Origin of the sequence: Hydrogenophaga sp. 70-12, assembly GCF_001897365.1 — a bacterium.
Classification (GTDB): domain Bacteria; phylum Pseudomonadota; class Gammaproteobacteria; order Burkholderiales; family Burkholderiaceae_C; genus Hydrogenophaga; species Hydrogenophaga borbori.
On record NZ_MKSS01000279.1, the window covers coordinates 1 to 16,371 of the forward strand.

Here is a 16,371-nt window from a genome sequence, read left to right on the forward strand (position 1 = left end):
TGGCGGCGGTGGTGGCGCTGGCGGCGGTGGTGGCGCGGGTCCATCAGGAAGCGCAGCGGCACCTCGAAGACGTCGTCCACCTCGTGCGGGTTGGGCTTGAGCGTGAAGCCGGGCCGCACCAGCGCCACCACCGGCGTCACGTGGAAGGCGGTGCCAGTGATGTAGACCGGCAACGTGCCCAGCACCTCCACGTTCTGCGGCGGCAGGCCGACCTCTTCGTCGGCCTCGCGCAGGGCGGCGGCAATGGCGTCGGCGTCCTGCGGATCGACCTTGCCGCCCGGGAAGGCGATCTGGCCCGAGTGCGTGGACAGGGTGGCGGTGCGCTGGGTGAGCAGCAGGTTGAGCTCGTCGCGCACCACCAGGGGCAGCAGCACGGCTGCGTCGGCCGGCTCGCGCTCGGCGAAGCGGCGCTCGCGCCACAGCTCGGGTGTCCAGACCGGCGGCGCCTCGAACAGCGCGCGCAGGCCGTCGGGCGTGAGGCGGTGCGGCGACGGCGGCGGCAGGCCTTCGCTCGCCCCCGTGGCCACCACCGGCACGGTGCGGGGATCGAAGGGCGGGATGCGGACGATGGGTTCGGTCATGGACACAAAAAAGCCGCTCCATGGAGCGGCTTTTGCGCGGTGCCGGATCAGGCGCCCAGCTTTTCCTTGATGCGGGCCGACTTGCCGCTGCGCTCGCGCAGGTAGTACAGCTTGGCGCGGCGCACGTCGCCGCGGCGCTTGACCTCGATCTTGGCGATCAGCGGGCTGTACAGCGGGAAGGTCCGCTCCACGCCTTCGCCGCTGGAGATCTTGCGCACGATGAAGCTGGAGTTGAGGCCCCGGTTGCGGCGGGCGATCACGACGCCTTCGTAGGCCTGCACGCGCTTGCGGGTGCCTTCGATGACGTTGACGCTGACGATCACGGTGTCGCCGGGGGCGAAGGGCGGGATGGTCTTGCCGAGGCGGGCAATCTCTTCCTGCTCGAGGGTCTGGATGAGGTTCATGTTTCCTGTTCCACGATCGTGGCCGCGCTGCACTGAAGGCCGCGAATCCGTGGGTCAGGACTGACTGAGGAAACGGTCGCGGCGGCCGGCCAGAGGATCGAAAAGCCCACCATTATAGCCAGACCCGCCAGAGCGGGGAATCCGGACCGCCGGCTCAGCCCAGGCCGCGCAGAAAGCGCTCGTCGTCCGGCCCCAGCCGGCCCTCGGCCCGGGCCCGGGCGATCAGGTCCGGCCGCTGGCGCGCGGTCAGCGCCAGCCGCTGCTCGCGGCGGTAGCGCTCGATCTGCCCGTGGTGCCCACCCAGCAGCACCGGTGGCACGCCCAGGGGGCCGTGCGGGCCCTGCCAGACCTCGGGCCGGGTGTGGTGCGGGCTGTCGAGCAGGCCGTCTAGCGCGGGGTTGAAGCTGTCCTGCTGGTGGCTGCCCTCGTCGCCCAGCACGCCGGGCTGCAGGCGAGCCACGGCGTCCAGCAGGGCCATGGCGGGGATTTCGCCGCCCGAGAGCACGAAATCGCCCAGGCTGAGCTGCAGGTCGACGCAGGCGTCGATGAAGCGCTGGTCGATGCCCTCATAGCGGCCGCAGACCAGCACCGCGCCCCGCGGCCCGGCGGCCCAGGCCTCGACGCCCGCGTGGTCCAGCCGCTCACCGACGGGCGAGAACAGCACCACGGGCGCGCGCTGGCCCTCGGGCTCGGCGCGCTCGGCCCGGATGGCCTGCAGGCAGCGCCACAGCGGCTCGGCCATCATGACCATGCCCGGGCCGCCACCGAAGGGGCGGTCGTCCACGCGCCGGTAGTTGCCCTCGGCGAAATCGCGCGGGTTCCACAGGCGCACGTCGACTTGCTTCGATTCGAAGGCCCGCCGGTTGATGCCGTGCGCCAGGAAGGGCTGGAACAGCTCGGGGAACAGGGTGATGACGTCGAAGCGCATGGGCGCCTGCCCCGCTCAGTAGTCTTTTTGCCAGTCGGCGGTGATGCGCCCAGCGGCGCGGTCCACGTCGTCGATGTAGGCGGCCACGAAGGGGATCATCCGCTCGGCGGCGCGCTCCTCGCCGTCCACCGTCTCGAGGTACTCGAGCACCAGCACCGAGGTCGGTCCCGTGCTCACGAGGTCGCGCACCACGCCCAGGTCCTCGCCCTCGCGGTTGACCACCCGCAGGCCGATCAGGTCGACCCAGTAGTACTCGCCCTCTTCGGGCTCGGGAAAGGCGCTGCGCGGCAGGCTGATGCGGCAGCCCTTGAGCGACTCCGCCAGGTTGCGGTCGTCGACGCCCTCGAGCCGGGCCACCAGGCCGTCGGCGTGGGCCTTGAGCTCGGCCACCCGCACGGCCACGCAGCCCTTGAAAGCAGAAAAGCCGCGCGCGAAGCAGGCTTCGGGCGGCTGGAGGTACCAGTCCTGGCTGGCGAACAGCGCGTCGGTGTCGGCGCTGTGGGGCTGGATGCGGACCCAGCCCTTGATGCCCCAGGCATCCTGGACGCGGCCCAGTTCAACGGCATCGGCCGGCAGGGCCGACGCGACCAGGGCCGCGGACATGGCGCGATCAGGCGGCCGGCGCAGCGGCCTTGGCTTCCTTGACCAGGCGCGCGACGGTGTCGGACGGGGTGGCACCGACGCCGAGCCAGTAGTTCAGGCGGTCCGTGGCGATGCGCAGCTTCTCTTCGCCGCCCTTGGCGTTGGGGTTGTAGAAACCCAGGCGCTCGATGAAGTTGCCGTCGCGGCGCGCACGCTTGTCGGCGGCGACGATGGTGTAGAACGGACGGGCCTTGGCACCGCCGCGGGAGAGTCGAATGACGACCATGATTTATCCTTCGGGTGGTTGGGCACCGACCGGGCCTTCCGGGGTGCCGCCGGATCTTTCGATCCGCTGCTTCACAGCAATTTCCGCGGTGCCTGAGACACACGACTGACCACCCGGCCAGCGAAACACCGCAAAGCCGGCGATTATAGCCCGCCGCCGATTCCGCCACGCCGCTCTTCTTCCGGCCACCCGCCATGCCCCTGATCCGCCCCAGCACCGACGACGACCTCGCCGCCATCACCCGCATCTACGAACACCACGTGCTGCACGGCACGGGCACCTTCGAGACCACCCCGCCCACCCCGGCCGAGATGACCCAGCGACGCGCCGACGTGCTGGGCAAGGGCCTGCCTTGGCTGGTGATCGAAGAGCAGGGCCAGGTGCTGGGCTACGCCTATGGCAACTGGTTCAAGCCGCGCCCGGCCTACCGCTTCTCGGTCGAGGACTCGATCTACCTCGCCCCCGAGGCCGCCGGCCGGGGCCTGGGCCGCCTGCTGCTGGCCGAGCTGCTGGCCGTGCTGCAGCGCGCCGGCATCCGCAAGGTGATGGCCGTGATCGGCGATTCGGGCAATGCCGGCTCCGTCGGCGTGCACCGCGCGCTGGGCTTCACGCCTGTGGGCACGGTGGCAGCCTGCGGCTGGAAGTTCGGCCGCTGGCTGGATATCGTGATCATGGAAAAGCCGCTGGGCGAGGCGCACCACACCCCGCCGCAGGAGGGCTGAACGTGGCGGCACGCAAGAACAAGACGCTGGCCGTCTGGCTGGCGCTCATCGGCGGCGCCCTGGGCCTGCACCGTTTCTACCTGCGCGGCCTGGGCGACTGGGTGGGCTGGCTGCACCCCCTGCCCACGGCCCTGGGCTGGTACGGCGTGGAGCGCGTGCTGGCCTACGGGCAGGACGACAAGCTCTCCTGGGTGCTGATCCCCCTGCTGGGCCTGAGCATCGCCGCCGCCTGCCTCACGGGCATCGTCTACGCCCTGGCCGACGCCGAGAAGTGGGACCGCTGGTTCAACCCCGCAACCCCTGGGGGTGCGGGCAGCCACACCAATTGGCTGACCATGATCGCCCTGGTGCTGCTGCTGCTGACGGGCACCATCGCCTTCATGGGCAGTCTGGCCTTCGGCTTTCAGCGCTACTTCGAATACCAGGTGGAAGAGGCGCGCAAGATCAGCCAGTGAGGCCCGCGGCTCAGCCCGCGAGCGGGTTGAGCCAGGCCATCGCCGTCATCACCACGCTCAGGGTGAACAGCGCGAGCCCGGTGGACAGGCCCATGCTCGCGGTGGTGAGCGCCTGCGCGGTGTCGTAGCGCTGCGCGAACAGGAAGACGTTGGCGCCCACCGGCAGGGCGGCGGCCACCACCATCACCGTCAGCGGCAGGCCGGTGATGCCCAGCCCCCAGGCCGACAAACCCACCAGCAGCGGCAGCAGCAGGTTCTTCACCAGCGACACACCCAGCGCGGGCCGCCAGTGCCCGGCCAGCGGCGTGCGCGCCAGGCTCACGCCCACCAGCACCAGCGCGATCGGGCCGAAGGCGCTGCCCAGCAGCTGCAGCGGCTTGTCCACCACCACGGGCAGGGCCCAGCCGGTCTGCGCGTACAGCAGGCCGCACAGGATGGGCAGCGGGATCGGGTGGATCACCGTGCCCTTGATGACCGAGCCCAGCGTGGCCCACAGCGGCGGCGTGGTCTCGCCGCGCTCGCGCGCCTCGCGCGTGACCACCAGCTCCAGCACCACCGAACCCACGCTGAGCAGGATGAAGGCGTGCACCGACACCAGGGTCAGCATGGTCACCAGCGCCGGCTTGCCATAGGCCAACTCGGCCAGGGTGATGCCGATCATCACCATGTTGGAGAACACCCCCGCCATGGCCACCACCACGCTCTCACGGCTGAAGCCGCGCCAGGCGACCGCGGTGAAGAAGACCAGCAGCACCACCGGGAAGTAGGCCAGCACGGGCCGCAGGTCCAGCTCTTCCAGGTGCACCGAGGCCATGGTGCGAAACAGCAGCGAGGGAATGAGGATCAGGAACACGAGGTTGGACAAGTCCTTGACCGCCGTGTCGCGGATCCAGTCGCGCCGACCCGCCAGGTAACCCAGCGCGATGAGCAGGAAGACCGGTGTGAGGGAGACGAAGAGAGGGTGCTGGGCCAGGTTCACCCGGCGATGGTATCGCCCGCTCCCGCCGGCACCGGGTGCGGGCGGGCCAGGCGCGGTGCGTCAATGCGCGTGGCGCAGGCCGCAGTACTTGCCCAGGGCCAGTCCCTTGCAGGCCTCGGCGAGCGCCGCCTGGCAGGCCTTCTCGCCCTTGCCCGCCTCCAGGCATTTGGCCGCGCCTTCGTGCGCGGCCGCCATGGCGCGGTGGCGCTGGATGTCTTCCTGGATTTCTTTCTGCGAGTGCTGCGCGAAGGCCGCGCCAGCGGACAGCAAGGCAGCGAGGACGGCGGGGATGGCGAGGGCTTTCATGGTTCAGCTCCGGGGTTGGGAAAGGGTGTCGGTATCGGCGCAGCGCGCGCACACGCCCAGCAGGGCCAGTTCCGCGCGCTCGACCACCACGCCCTGGCGCGCCAGCGCGCGCTGCAGGCCGCGCAGCCAGGCCAGGGCGGTGGGCGTGTCGTCCAGCGTGCGGTCCTGGCCGCAGCGCCGGCATTCGAAACGTGGCCGCAGCGCCGGTGCGCCGCGCGGGGAAACCGGCGCGGCGGGGTCCTGCAGGCGGTAGCGCCAGGTGCCCCGGTCGTCGCTGTGGCGCGCCAGCACGGCGCAGGCGGCCAGGCGATCGAGCAAGCGGTAGAGCGTCACGCGGTTGGGCCCGTGCCCGCGCTGGCGCAGGGCCTGCAGCACCTGCGCGTGCGTGAGCCCCTGGCCCGGGCGGGCCAGGAACACGCCCAGGGCCGCGCGCGTGGCCAGGGTGCGGCGCAGGCCGGCGGCGTCCAGGCGCGCCTGCAAGGCGGCGGGCACGGCATCGGTGTCGGCGGGGAAGCGGGCCATGGCGTCGAGGTTATCGCAACAGAGTTGCAAATAATAACCCCATGCAAGGCCCCGGCCGGTCCGCCGCGCGGCGCCTGACTACACTGCCCGCTCCCTCCCCACCCGCACCGACCTTGCCTACCCCGCACCTGCTGCTTGCCCTGGCCGTCGTGGCGGTCTGGGGCACGAACTTCGTCGTCATCCGCTGGGGGCTGGACGGACTGCCTCCCTTCCTGTTCGCCACCCTGCGGTTCACCTTCTCCGCCCTGCCCTGGCTGCTGTTCGTGCCGCGACCCAAGGCCTACTGGCGCTCCATGGCCGCCGTCGGTGTGCTGCTGGGCCCGGGGCAGTTCGGGCTGCTGTTTTTTGCCATCAACGGCCACATCTCACCCGGCCTGGCTTCCCTGGTGGTGCAGGTGCAGGTGTTCTTCACCATCGGCCTGTCGCTGTGGCTCCTGCGCGAGCGCGTGCGGGGCTACCAGGTCGCCGGCCTGCTGCTGGCCATCGCCGGCCTGGGCGTGATCGCCGCCCACCTGGACGCCAGCGTCACCCTGCTCGGGCTGGGCATCATCCTCGCCGCCGCGTTCTTCTGGGCCGCATCCAACCTGGTGGTCAAGTCGCTGGGGGGGGTGAACATGCTGCACTTCATGGTCTGGAGCAGCGTGTTCGCGGTGCCGCCGCTGCTGGCGATATCGCTGATGGTGGAGGGGCCGGCGCTGATCGCGCAGTCGCTGCGCTCGGCCGGCGCGGTGGTGTGGGCCAGCGTGCTGTGGCAGGCGCTGGGCAACACCCTGTTCGGCTACGGCGTCTGGAACTGGCTGCTGGGGCGCCACCCGGCCGCCACCGTCACGCCCCTGGCGCTGCTGGTGCCGGTGTTCGGCATGAGCGCCTCGGCCCTGTCGCTGGGGGAGTCGCTGCCCGGCTGGAAGCTGGGCGCGGCCGCCCTGGTGCTGCTGGGTCTGGCGGTGATCGTCTGCTGGCCGGTGCTGCAGCGCCGGCTGGCCGCCTGAACCCGGGCCCCGCGTCATGCGCCCAGCCGACGACGACCCGTTCAAGGACTGGATCGCCACCTCGGCCGTGCGCGCCAAGCCGTCGCTGACCGACTTCGCGCTCGGCCGGGGCGAAGACCTGGCCAGCGTGCGCTGGTTCGTCTTCGGCGCCCAGGACGAACTGCTGTCCCACCCGGCCCTGCGCCCGCTCGGCCTGGCCGAGCGCAACCGCCTCGCCGCCGCGCGGCTGGTGCAGTTCCTGGACGACATGACGCTCACCGAGCACCGCATCGTCAACACCGCCGCGCAGGCCATCGCGCAGAACCGCCTGAAGGACTTCCTGCCCGAGCCCATGGCGCTGGACGCGCTCAAGCTCTACACCGACGAGGGCTACCACGCCTTCTTCACCGCGCACGCGAGCCGCGCGCTGCGCCAGTGCTTCTCCCTGGCGGCGCGCGACGAACCGAGCCTGAAGATCGCGGCCTTGGAGGCCTGGGTGGCCGAGGCCCCGCCGGCGCAGCGCGACCTGGCCTGGTTCATGGTCGGCTTCGTCGGCGAGACCATGATCACCAAGGCCATCGTCGACTCGATGCGCGGCACCGCGCACTCGGGCCTGCAGCGCCTGCTGCTGGCCCACCTGGAAGACGAGTGGGTGCACGCGCGCTACTTCGCGCAGGCCTTCGCGCTGGTGTGGAAGGGCCTGGACGCGCCGGCGCGCGCGCACTGGGGCGGCCAGCTGCCGCGGGTCATGGCGGCCTTTCACGCGCGCGATCCCCGCCTCCACGGGGAATGGCTGGAACAAGCCGGACTGGGCGTCGCCGCGCGCGAACGCGTGCTGGGCAGGCTGTGCGGCGGTGAGGGCCTGGCCACCCGCACGCGCCAGCTCTGCGCCAACACCCTGCAGGTCCTTGAGCGCTGCGGCGCGCTCAAGGACAGGGCCGTGCGCGAGCGCTTCGTCGAGGCCGGCCTGATCGACCCCGACCACCACCGCTGAGGCGCGGCGCGCCGCGCACCGTTCCGCCAATCGAAAGCATCGAGAGCCGCCCGCAATTGAAGCGGGGGTGCCGCGTGCGTAACCTCGTCGCACCCACTCGCGGCGGGCCCGCCGCCGCTCAAGGACCCCGATGCCCGACACCCCCCGATTCCTTCCCGTTCACAGCGTTGACATCGCCGGCGCCCGCCTGATGTTTGTCTCCGGTGCCACCGCGGGCACCGCCGCGCCTTACGACACCGCGCAGCAGACACGCATCGTGTTCGACAAGATCCTGGCCCGGCTGGCCGAGCATGGCGCCACGCGCGACGACATCCGCAAGCTCACGGTGTTCCTCACCGACATCCGCGAATACGCGCTGTTCAGCGAGGTGCGCAACCAGCTGTTCGCCGACTCTCCCGCCCCACCGGCCAGCTCGGCGGTGGAGGCGCGCCTGGGCTCGGCCTCGGTGCGCGTGGAGATCGAAGCCATTGCGGTGCGCCTCGGCGGCTGAAGCGATCCTCGAGGAGTCCCCCATGAACACCCCCACCCCCGCCCAAGCCGGCTTCAGCGACTACGTCGACCAGGCCTGGGCCGACATGCTGTCCGCCTGCACGCGCTGCGGCGCCTGCGTCGAGGTCTGCCCGGTGCGGCCGTTCGCGCCCGGCCTGGCCGAGGCCGACCCCGGCCAGGTCGTCTCCGGCGTGCTCGACTTCATGCGCGACTCGGTACCGCTGCCGCCGGCCTCCGCCACCTGGGTGCGCCAATGCAATGGCTGCGGCGACTGCATCCCCGCCTGCCCCGAGGGCATCAACCCGCGCCGCCTGGTGATGATGAGCTGTTCCAAGGTGTCCCAAGTGGACAACCCGACGCCACACGTGTTCCGCAAGATGGCGCGGGCCATCCGCATCATGGTCTCCATGCAGCTGCTGCCGGCCGAGGTGGCGCGGCTGCTCAGGCCGCCGCAGGCCCGGCCGGTGGATGTCGTCTTCTACACCGGCTGCAATCCGATCCGCACGCCGCACGTGCTGTTCAACGTGATGACCATCCTGGACCGCCTGGACGTCGAGTACGAAGTGATGGGCGGCCCTTCGGCCTGCTGCGGCATCGTCTACAGCAAGTGGGAGGGCGATCTCAAGAAGGGCGGGCGCGTGTCCGAGCAGACGCTGCAGCGCTTCGGCGAATTCACGCCGCAGAAGGTGCTGAGCTGGTGCCCCTCGTGCCAGATCCACCTGGGGGAAACGATCAAGGGCTACCGCGAAGTCGCCTTCGATTTCGACCACATCACCCAATTCCTGCTCGAGCACGAAGCCGAACTGATCGGGCGCTTCACAACGCCAGTGAACGAGCGCGTGGTGGTGCACACCCACCGCGGCCTGCCCGAGGTGGGCCAGGCGGTGCTGCGCCTGCTGCGCGCCATCCCTGGCCTGACGGTGGTGGCCGAGGCCGAGGAGCCCGGCTACATGTGCGGCGCCTCGGGCTCCGACCGCTCGCCCGAGCTCAAGGCCCACGTGCGCCAGGACACGCTGGCGCTGTGCCGGCAGAACAACGTGGACGCGCTGGTGTCGCTGTTCCATGGCTGCCACCTGCAGTTGTCCAAGGAAGGCCACACGCACGGCTTTCGCGTGACCAACTTCACCGAGCTGCTGGTAAGGGCCCTGGGCGAGCAGCCCTGCCCGGACACGGTGGAGCCCTACCGCCTCATCAAGGACTGGCGCGCGATGGTGGACGAGGCCGCGCCGCTGCTCAAGGCCAACGGCATCCAGATGGACCCGGACGAATTGGCGGCGGTGCTGCCCGAGGTCTTCACCTCGGCCGAATTCCGCGGCGGGCTGTGCAGCTTCGCGCCCAACGAATGACGGACAGGGCCTGAGCGCCCACCGGGCGCTCAGGCCGCGGCGTAGCCGCCGTCCAGGTTCCAGGCCACGCCGCGCGTTTGCGCCGCCTCATCCGACACGAAGTAGGCCGCCAGCGCGGCCACCTGCTCCAGCGTCACGAAATCCTGCGAGGGCTGCTTCACCAGCAGCTGGCGCACGACGTCCTCGCGGCTGCCGCCCTCAGCCGCGTGGCGCGCCTGCAGTTGCCGCTCGACCAGGGGCGTGAGCACCCAGCCCGGGCAGATGGCATTGCAGGTAATCGCCTCGGTGGCGGTCTCCAGCGCGGTGACCTTGGTCAGGCCCACCAGGCCGTGCTTGGCGGCCACGTAGGCCGCTTTCATGGGCGCGGCCACCAGGCCGCTGACCGAGGCGATGTTGACGATGCGGCCCCAGCCCCGCGCGCGCATCAAGGGCAACGCCAGGCGCGTGGTGTGAAACGCCGCGCTCAGGTTGACGGCAAGGATGGCGTCCCAGCGCTCGGGCGGAAATTGATCGATCGGCGCCACGTGCTGGATGCCGGCGTTATTGACCAACACGTCCAGGCGGCCATGGTCCTGTGCCACGGCGGCCATCAGCCGCTCGATCTGCGCCGGCTGCAGCAGGTCGGCCTCGAAGTGGCGGGCCTGCGGCGCGCCCAGCTTCCTCAGCGCCTCCTCGATCGCGGCCACGCCCTCGGGCGGGGCGAAGCCATGCAAGGCCATGCGGAAACCCTCGCGCGCCAGGCGCCGGGCGATGGCCAGGCCAATGCCGCTGGTGGACCCGGTCACCAGCGCCACGCGCTCGCCGGCGCTCATTCGGCCAGCTCCACCGGCGGCTCGACGTGACACACATCGGGTGCCGCGCGCAGCCGCACCAGCCCATCCACCGCCACCGCGCCGTCGCCGCGCGCGATCAGCGGGTTGATCTCCAGTTCGTCGATGTGCTCGCGCAAGGCCCAGGCCGCGTCGGACACCGCCTCGACGGCCCGCGCCAGCGCGGCCAGGTCCACCGCGGCGCTGCCGCGCGCGCCTCGCAGCAGCGGCCAGGCGCGCAGGCGCTGCAAAAGCGCGGGCACCAGTTCGCGGCCCACCGGCAGGGGCGCGTGCACCACGTCGCCCAGGACCTCGGTCCAGAGACCGCCCAGGCCCAGGCTCATAACCAGCCCAAACACCGGGTCGCGCGCCACGCCCACCAGCAGCTCCACGCCAGGCGCGGCCTGCGCCTGCACCAGCGCGCCTTCCACGCGGGCCCGCGGCGCGCGCTGCGCCACCGCTTGCTGCACACGTTCATAGGCTTCGCGCACGGCCACCTCGTCGCGCAAGTGCAAGCGCACCCCCCCCACGTCGGACTTGTGCGCGAGGTCGGCGCCCAAGACCTTGAGCGCCACGGGGTAGCCGATGGCGCGCGCCGCCTGCACCGCGGCGTCGGCGTCCCGCACCGCGCGTTCGGCCACCGTGGGCACGCCCAGGGCCGCGAGCAGGCGCTTCGATTGGTGCTCGTCGAGCAGCGTTCGGCCTTGTTCGCACGCCTCGCGCAGGAGGCCAAGGGCGGTCGCGCCGAGGCCCGGCCCGGCCGCCGAGACCCGCACCGTGGGCATCGACGCGTAGCGGCGCCGGTTCTCGTGCCAATGGGCGAGGCTGGCCAGCGCCTGCACGGCCCGCGTGGTGTCGTCGAACACCGGGATGCCAGCGTCTTCGAGCGCGCCGCGGCGCGCCACCTGGCCGGTGGAAATCACCGCCACCAGCCGCCCCGCGCGGCGCGACACCTCGGCGATGCCTTCGGCCATGCGGTCGATCAGGAAACCCGGCGCGTACAGCACGGCGAAGTCCGCCTCGCCCGAGTCGAAGATGTGCTGCAGCGCCTCGGCGCTGAACTGGTGGCGGTTGACGATGTTGCCGGTGAAGTCCACCGGGTTGCGCACCATACCGAAGCGCGGAATGCCCGCGTGCAACGCATCGCGCAGCGAAGCGGAGAACTCCGGCAGTTCCACGCCGGCCTGGGTGAAGGCGTCGGCCAGCAGCGCGCCGATGGCGCCCGAGATGGTGAGAACCGCCACGCGCCGGCCGCTCGCGCGCTGCCGGAAACGGGCCAGGTAGGCGATGTCGGCCGTGTGCAGGATGTCGCGCGCCGGCACCACACACAGGCGCTCGAAGACGGCGCGGTAGACGGCGCCGCTGCCGGCCAGGGCGGCGGTGTGCGAGGCCGCGGCCTGTGCACCCTTGTCGGTCTCGCCCGCCTTGAGCAGGGCCAGCAAGCGGCCCTCGTCACGCAGCCGCGCGGCCACGCGCTCGAAACGCGGGCCATCACGCAGGCCCTCGATGTAGCCGACGATGGCCTCGGTGCCTGGGCGATCGGCGAGGTACTCCAGGTACTCGGCGAACTCCACGCAGGCCTCGTTGCCGGTGTTGATCACCACGCCGAAGCGCACGCCGAGCTGGCGCCCCGCCGCGTAGATGGCCGAGCACAGGCTGCCGCTTTGGGTGATGAGGCCGGTGTCCCGCGGCGCGGGCGGTGGCTCGACCGTGCGAAAGATGGCGGTGAAGGTGCTGTAGGCGTGGCTGTCCAGGTTGCCAAAACCCATGCAATTGGGGCCGGCCACCACGATGCCGAGTTCGCGCGCGGCGTCCACCAGCTCGGCCTGCAGCGCCAGGCCCTCGGCGTCGCCGGCCTCGGCGAAACCAGCGGCGAAGACCACCGCGGCGCGGATGCCGCGCGCGGCCGCCTGCCGCAGCACCGGCACCACCTCGGGAGCGGCCACGGCGATCACGATCAGGTCGGCCGGCTCGGGCGTGGAGGCGATGTCGGGGTAGCAGCGCAGGCCGGCGATCTCGCCGTACTTCGGGTTGATGGGATAGATGGCGCCCCGAAAGCCCCGCTCGGTCAGCAGGGCCACGGGCATGCCACCCAGGCGCGTGAGGTCGGCCGAGGCGCCGTAGACGGCGATCGAACGCGGATCGACCAGGGGTTGCAGGCGCCGGGTGTCGGCAGGAACGGAGGGCATCATTCAGGGGGGTTCAGATGGGGTGCGGATCGCTGACGAGCTCGGCCAGGCCGTGCATCGCCCGCCACAGGCGCAGATCGCGCTCGCGCTGCAACTGCAGCGGGGTGCGGCCGGCGTAGTCGTAGAAGCCCTTGCCGCTGGTGACGCCGAGTTCGCCGCGCGCCACCCGCTCCCGCAGCGGCGCGGGCGAGCGGTTCACCGGCGCGTCGACGATGTCGGGGTCGCCCAGGTTGCGCAGGCTCAGGTGCAACCCGGTGTAGTCGTAGCGCTGCATGAGACCCAGCACCTGCATGCGCGGCGCCAGGCTGGTGCGCACCGCCACGTCGAGCGCGGCGATGGAGATCACACCGTCCTCGATCATGGCGAAGGCCTCGCGGCCCAGGGCGCGCAGCAAGCGGTTGATGACGAAGCCGGGAACAAACTTGTCGAGCAGCACCGGCGCCTTGCCGAGGGCGCGCAACAGCGCCAGGGTCTCGTCGCGCAGGCTCTCGGGCACGGGCGGCTGGCACACCACCTCCACCAGCGGCAGGATGTGCGGCGGCGCGAACCAGTGCGCCACCAGCAGGCGCGGCGCCAGCGCCGCCGGCGCCAGGCCAAAGACGTCCAGCGTCGAGGTGTTGCTCCACACCACCGCGTGCGGCGGCGCTTCGTCCGCGATGCGCTCGAACACGCCGCGCTTGATCTCGCGGTTCTCGGGCACGGCCTCGATGACCAGGTCGGCCCGGCCCAGGGCCTCGCCCGCCTCCAGGCGCGGGGTGACGCGGGCGATCGCGCGGGCGGCCGATTCGGGCGTGCACAGCCCGGCCTCCTGCTTGAGCAGCAGCGCGTCGGCCAGCGCGGCCATGCCCGCGTCCAGCGCCGGCTGGCTCACCTCGCACAGGTCCACCGGCATGCCGTGTTCGGCGAACACCAGCGCGATGCCCGGGCCCATCACGCCCGCGCCCAGCACCACCACGCGCATCTGCGCGGGCAGCACGGACCGGCCGGCCAGGCTCAGGCCATCGGTGGCCTTGCCATGCGTTGCACCGTTCATCTCAGTCCAGCACCGCGATGGCCTCGACCTCGAGCAGAAGCTCCGGCCGCGCGAGCGAAGCGACGCCCACCATGGTGCTGGCCGGCAAGCCCTCCGGGTTGAGGAAGGGCGAGCGCGCCTCGCGGATCGCGCGCGCCTTGTCGGGATCGAGGTCGCGCACGAACAGCACGGTCTTCACCACGTCGTGCATCGACGCGCCCTCGGCCTGCAGCGCGGCCTGCAGGTTGCGGTAGACCTGACGCGTCTGCGCCGCCAGGTCGCCCTCGCCCACGACGCGCCCGCTGGCGTCGTACGAGACCTGCCCCGACACGAAGACGGTGGTGCGGCCCGTGGTGCGCGCCGTGTGGGAAAAGCCGTTCGGCCGGGCCAGGCCCTCGGGTGACAGGAAGCGGTTCATGCCGGCCGCCTCACAGCGAGTTCTTCATGCCCAGGCGCTCGATGGTGCGCGCCTCCTCGGCGTAGGTCTTGGCGGCCCAGGCCGTGTAATCGGCCGAGTTCATGTAGATGACGGGTTGGTCGAAGCGGTCCACGATCTCCATCACCTTGGGATCGTTCAGACCGGTGCGGAAGGCGTCGTGCAGGACCTTGACCACGGCCGGGTCCATGCCTCGGGGGCCCACGATGCCGAACGGCGAATCGGACGCCGTGTCGTAGCCCAGTTCCTTGAGCGTCGGCACGTTGGGCCAGCGCTTGGTGCGCTGGCTGCCGTAGGTGGCCAGCAAACGCATCTTGCCGCTGTCCACGTGCGGTGCCCAGCCCGTCGTGTCGGTGCCCACCATGATGTGGCCGCCCAGCAGCGCCGGCAGCATGTCCGCGCTGCCTTTGTAGGGCACGTGGGTGAGTTCGATGCCGGCGCGCGAGGCGAACTCGTCCATGGCCAAGTGTGGGCCCGCGCCGATGCCGGTGGAGCCGTAGGTGATCTTGCCCGGGTTGGCCTTGGCGTAGTCCACCAGGTCCTTGACGGTCTTGAACGGCGAGTCCGCGCGCACCACCATGCCGAAGGTATAGCCCGTCAGGTTGATGATGAAGGTGAAGTCCCGGACCGGGTCGAAGGTCTGCGTGCGCTGCATGTGCGGCACGCGGAACATGCCCATCGGGCATTGCGTGAGGGTGTAGCCGTCCGGCCGCGCGGTCCGCATCGTGGGCGCTGTCATGGTGCCGGCGGCGCCCGGCTTGTTCTCGACCACGATGGACTGGCCGAGGGCCCGCCCGGCCGCTTCGGCCAGGGCGCGGAACATCAGATCGGTCGGCCCGGCGGCGGGAAACGGGCAGTACAGCAGCACGGGCCGGGACGGAAAGGCCTGGGCGGCGGCGAGCAGCGGCAGTGCGCCTGCTGCGCCGGTGGCAAGAAGCAATTCACGACGTCGCATGGGGGGCTCCGGTTGGGAATGGCGCCGAAAGGAGCTCGGCGTCCGGGCCTGTTCGTCAAGTTCCGCAGGGCAGAATTGATGAAGGACTTGAATTCAGTTTAGCCAGCCAGCCGACGCCGGTAAACCGGGACACCCCCCACCTCCGGGCATTTGCGACGGCAGAAAGCTTCCGTTTGCCGCCGCTCGTTTTCAGTTCTCGGAACGGATCGCGCGCTCGATGCGGGCGGCCGTCTCGATCAGCCGCGGCCCCAGGCAGGCCAGTCTGGCCGCGTCCATGCTGCTGGCCGGCCCGCCGCAGTTGAGACCGAACCGGTCGCGGCCGTCGCCCGGGTCCAGCGTCACCGCCACGGCGCCGATGTCCGCGCCCGGCGACGAACGCACGTAGCCATGGCGCTCCAGGTGCGCCTGTGCCTCGGCCAGGCCGCCGCGCCCCTGTTCCCACTCGGCGGGCGCCTCCGCCCGCAGGGCCTTGAGCGCCTTGTCGCGCGTGTCGGCATCGAGCGAGAACAGCATGGCACGCCCGATCGCCGAGCGCGCCAGCGACAGGCGCGCACCCACATCCAACCCCAGGGTCAGCGGCGCCGCCGACCGGCAATGCGCCACGTAAACCGCCCAGCCGCCGCTGCGCACCGCCAGCGACACGGCCGCGCCGGCCTCGTCGGCCAGGGCCTGCATGAAGGGCCGCGCGATGCGGCCCAGCTCGAAGTGCGACAGCACGCGAAACCCCAGGCCCAGCACCGGCAAGCCCAGCGCATACATCTCGCGCTCGGGCGAGTGCTCCAGGTAGCCCAGCGCGGTGAGCGTGTAGGTCATGCGCGAGACCGTGGCCTTGGGCAGGCCGGTGCGGTGCGCGATCTCCTGGTTGGGCAGCCATCGCTCCGATGGCTGGTAGCAGCGCAGCACGTCCAGGCCACGCGCCAGCGCCGTCACGAAACGGCGGTCGCCCTCGGCGTCGGAGCGGCGGGTCTTGAGTGGTTTGGCGGTGCGTCCCATGGCGTCCTCATTTGGTTCCGCTGTGCAGAATAGGAATTCTATTCAGATGGCCCGGACAGCGCCTCGTGGCTATACTGGACCGCGAACTCCAACCGACAGAGACACGATGAAAGCTGTGGTTTGCAGACAATGGGGATTGCCGGAATCCCTGGTGGTGGACGAGCTGCCTTCGCCCACGCCCGGCCCGGGCGAAGTCCTCATCGAGGTCCACGCCGCTGGCGTGAACTTCCCCGACACCCTCATCATCCAGCGCAAGTACCAGGTGCAGCCCGAACTGCCCTTCTCGCCCGGTGGCGAGGTGGCGGGCCGGGTGCTGGCGCTGGGCCCGGGCGTCAGCGGCTGCCGGGTGGGCGATCGGGTGGTCGGCAGCGCCGCTTTCGGCGGTTTCGCGCAAGAGGCCGTGGTGGCGGCCGAG

21 protein-coding genes are annotated in these 16,371 nt (G+C 71.2%); 7 read left to right on the top strand and 14 right to left on the bottom strand.

Annotation, left to right across the window (positions count from 1 at the left end):
* The 5 genes from BGO22_RS15295 to rpsP all read right to left on the bottom strand — a co-directional run.
* Positions 1-581 (bottom strand): CoA pyrophosphatase (locus BGO22_RS15295; protein WP_286851553.1); only part of this gene is annotated, 581 nt, incomplete at its 3' end.
* A 47-nt stretch (positions 582-628) separates the two neighbouring features.
* The gene (rplS, locus tag BGO22_RS15300; protein WP_009518047.1) at positions 629-985 is read right to left on the bottom strand and encodes a 50S ribosomal protein L19; all 357 of its coding nucleotides are present in this window, start codon (positions 983-985) and stop codon (positions 629-631) included.
* A 154-nt stretch (positions 986-1,139) separates the two neighbouring features.
* A complete protein-coding gene (gene trmD / locus BGO22_RS15305; RefSeq protein ID WP_070398859.1) occupies positions 1,140-1,913 on the bottom strand; it encodes a tRNA (guanosine(37)-N1)-methyltransferase TrmD in 774 nt (257 codons plus the stop codon).
* Positions 1,914-1,928: 15 nt separating this feature from the next.
* Positions 1,929-2,516, bottom strand: coding sequence for a ribosome maturation factor RimM (gene rimM, locus BGO22_RS15310; protein WP_070398860.1), 588 nt, complete (start codon positions 2,514-2,516; stop codon positions 1,929-1,931).
* 7 nt (positions 2,517-2,523) lie between these two features.
* A complete protein-coding gene (gene rpsP, locus BGO22_RS15315; protein WP_070398861.1) occupies positions 2,524-2,781 on the bottom strand; it encodes a 30S ribosomal protein S16 in 258 nt (85 codons plus the stop codon).
* A gap of 194 nt (positions 2,782-2,975) precedes the next feature.
* Here rpsP and BGO22_RS15320 point away from each other — a divergent pair, with 194 nt between their 5' ends.
* Complete coding sequence (locus tag BGO22_RS15320) at positions 2,976-3,503, top strand: GNAT family N-acetyltransferase (protein WP_070398862.1); 528 nt, start codon at positions 2,976-2,978, stop codon at positions 3,501-3,503.
* 2 nt (positions 3,504-3,505) lie between these two features.
* A complete protein-coding gene (locus BGO22_RS15325) occupies positions 3,506-3,958 on the top strand; it encodes a TM2 domain-containing protein (protein ID WP_070398863.1) in 453 nt (150 codons plus the stop codon).
* Positions 3,959-3,968: 10 nt separating this feature from the next.
* Here the strand turns inward: BGO22_RS15325 and BGO22_RS15330 are convergent, their stop codons facing one another.
* The 3 genes from BGO22_RS15330 to BGO22_RS15340 are packed head-to-tail and all read right to left on the bottom strand — an operon-like array spanning position 3,969 to position 5,765.
* The gene (locus BGO22_RS15330; RefSeq protein WP_070398864.1) at positions 3,969-4,937 is read right to left on the bottom strand and encodes an AEC family transporter; all 969 of its coding nucleotides are present in this window, start codon (positions 4,935-4,937) and stop codon (positions 3,969-3,971) included.
* Between the two features lie 60 nt (positions 4,938-4,997).
* Positions 4,998-5,243, bottom strand: a complete 246-nt coding sequence (locus BGO22_RS15335) for a hypothetical protein (protein ID WP_070398865.1) — start codon at positions 5,241-5,243, stop codon at positions 4,998-5,000.
* A gap of 3 nt (positions 5,244-5,246) precedes the next feature.
* Positions 5,247-5,765: a Fur family transcriptional regulator gene (locus BGO22_RS15340; protein ID WP_070398866.1), complete on the bottom strand. Its 519-nt coding sequence runs from the start codon at positions 5,763-5,765 to the stop codon at positions 5,247-5,249.
* Between the two features lie 113 nt (positions 5,766-5,878).
* On the opposite strand from BGO22_RS15340, the gene BGO22_RS15345 reads away from it, so the two are divergent.
* From BGO22_RS15345 to BGO22_RS15360, 4 genes are all read left to right on the top strand, one after another.
* Positions 5,879-6,754 (top strand): EamA family transporter, encoded by an 876-nt coding sequence (locus tag BGO22_RS15345; RefSeq protein WP_217494347.1) that lies wholly within the window; start codon positions 5,879-5,881, stop codon positions 6,752-6,754.
* 16 nt (positions 6,755-6,770) lie between these two features.
* Positions 6,771-7,727, top strand: coding sequence for a diiron oxygenase (locus BGO22_RS15350; protein ID WP_070398867.1), 957 nt, complete (start codon positions 6,771-6,773; stop codon positions 7,725-7,727).
* Between the two features lie 190 nt (positions 7,728-7,917).
* Positions 7,918-8,217, top strand: a complete 300-nt coding sequence (locus BGO22_RS15355) for a RidA family protein (RefSeq protein ID WP_175442828.1) — start codon at positions 7,918-7,920, stop codon at positions 8,215-8,217.
* 22 nt (positions 8,218-8,239) lie between these two features.
* Positions 8,240-9,562 carry a (Fe-S)-binding protein gene (locus tag BGO22_RS15360; protein ID WP_070398869.1) on the top strand — a complete coding sequence of 441 codons (1,323 nt, stop codon included), beginning with the start codon at positions 8,240-8,242 and terminating at the stop codon, positions 9,560-9,562.
* 29 nt (positions 9,563-9,591) lie between these two features.
* On the opposite strand, the gene BGO22_RS15365 is transcribed toward BGO22_RS15360, so the two are convergent.
* The 6 genes from BGO22_RS15365 to BGO22_RS15390 form a co-directional block, all read right to left on the bottom strand.
* Positions 9,592-10,374 (bottom strand): 3-hydroxybutyrate dehydrogenase, encoded by a 783-nt coding sequence (locus BGO22_RS15365; protein WP_070398870.1) that lies wholly within the window; start codon positions 10,372-10,374, stop codon positions 9,592-9,594.
* The gene (locus tag BGO22_RS15370; RefSeq protein WP_070399209.1) at positions 10,371-12,560 is read right to left on the bottom strand and encodes an acetate--CoA ligase family protein; all 2,190 of its coding nucleotides are present in this window, start codon (positions 12,558-12,560) and stop codon (positions 10,371-10,373) included. The genes BGO22_RS15365 and BGO22_RS15370 overlap by 4 nt, the downstream gene beginning before the upstream one ends.
* Positions 12,561-12,573: 13 nt before the next feature.
* Positions 12,574-13,593 (bottom strand): 3-hydroxyacyl-CoA dehydrogenase family protein, encoded by a 1,020-nt coding sequence (locus BGO22_RS15375; protein ID WP_070398871.1) that lies wholly within the window; start codon positions 13,591-13,593, stop codon positions 12,574-12,576.
* Between the two features lies 1 nt (position 13,594).
* A complete protein-coding gene (locus BGO22_RS15380) occupies positions 13,595-13,990 on the bottom strand; it encodes a RidA family protein (RefSeq protein WP_070398872.1) in 396 nt (131 codons plus the stop codon).
* Between the two features lie 10 nt (positions 13,991-14,000).
* Positions 14,001-14,963 carry a tripartite tricarboxylate transporter substrate binding protein gene (locus BGO22_RS15385; protein ID WP_070398873.1) on the bottom strand — a complete coding sequence of 321 codons (963 nt, stop codon included), beginning with the start codon at positions 14,961-14,963 and terminating at the stop codon, positions 14,001-14,003.
* A gap of 189 nt (positions 14,964-15,152) precedes the next feature.
* Positions 15,153-15,956, bottom strand: a complete 804-nt coding sequence (locus BGO22_RS15390; RefSeq protein ID WP_070398874.1) for an IclR family transcriptional regulator — start codon at positions 15,954-15,956, stop codon at positions 15,153-15,155.
* Positions 15,957-16,062: 106 nt separating this feature from the next.
* On the opposite strand from BGO22_RS15390, the gene BGO22_RS15395 reads away from it, so the two are divergent.
* A partial coding sequence (locus BGO22_RS15395; protein ID WP_286851564.1) for an alcohol dehydrogenase catalytic domain-containing protein occupies positions 16,063-16,371 on the top strand: 309 nt, incomplete at its 3' end.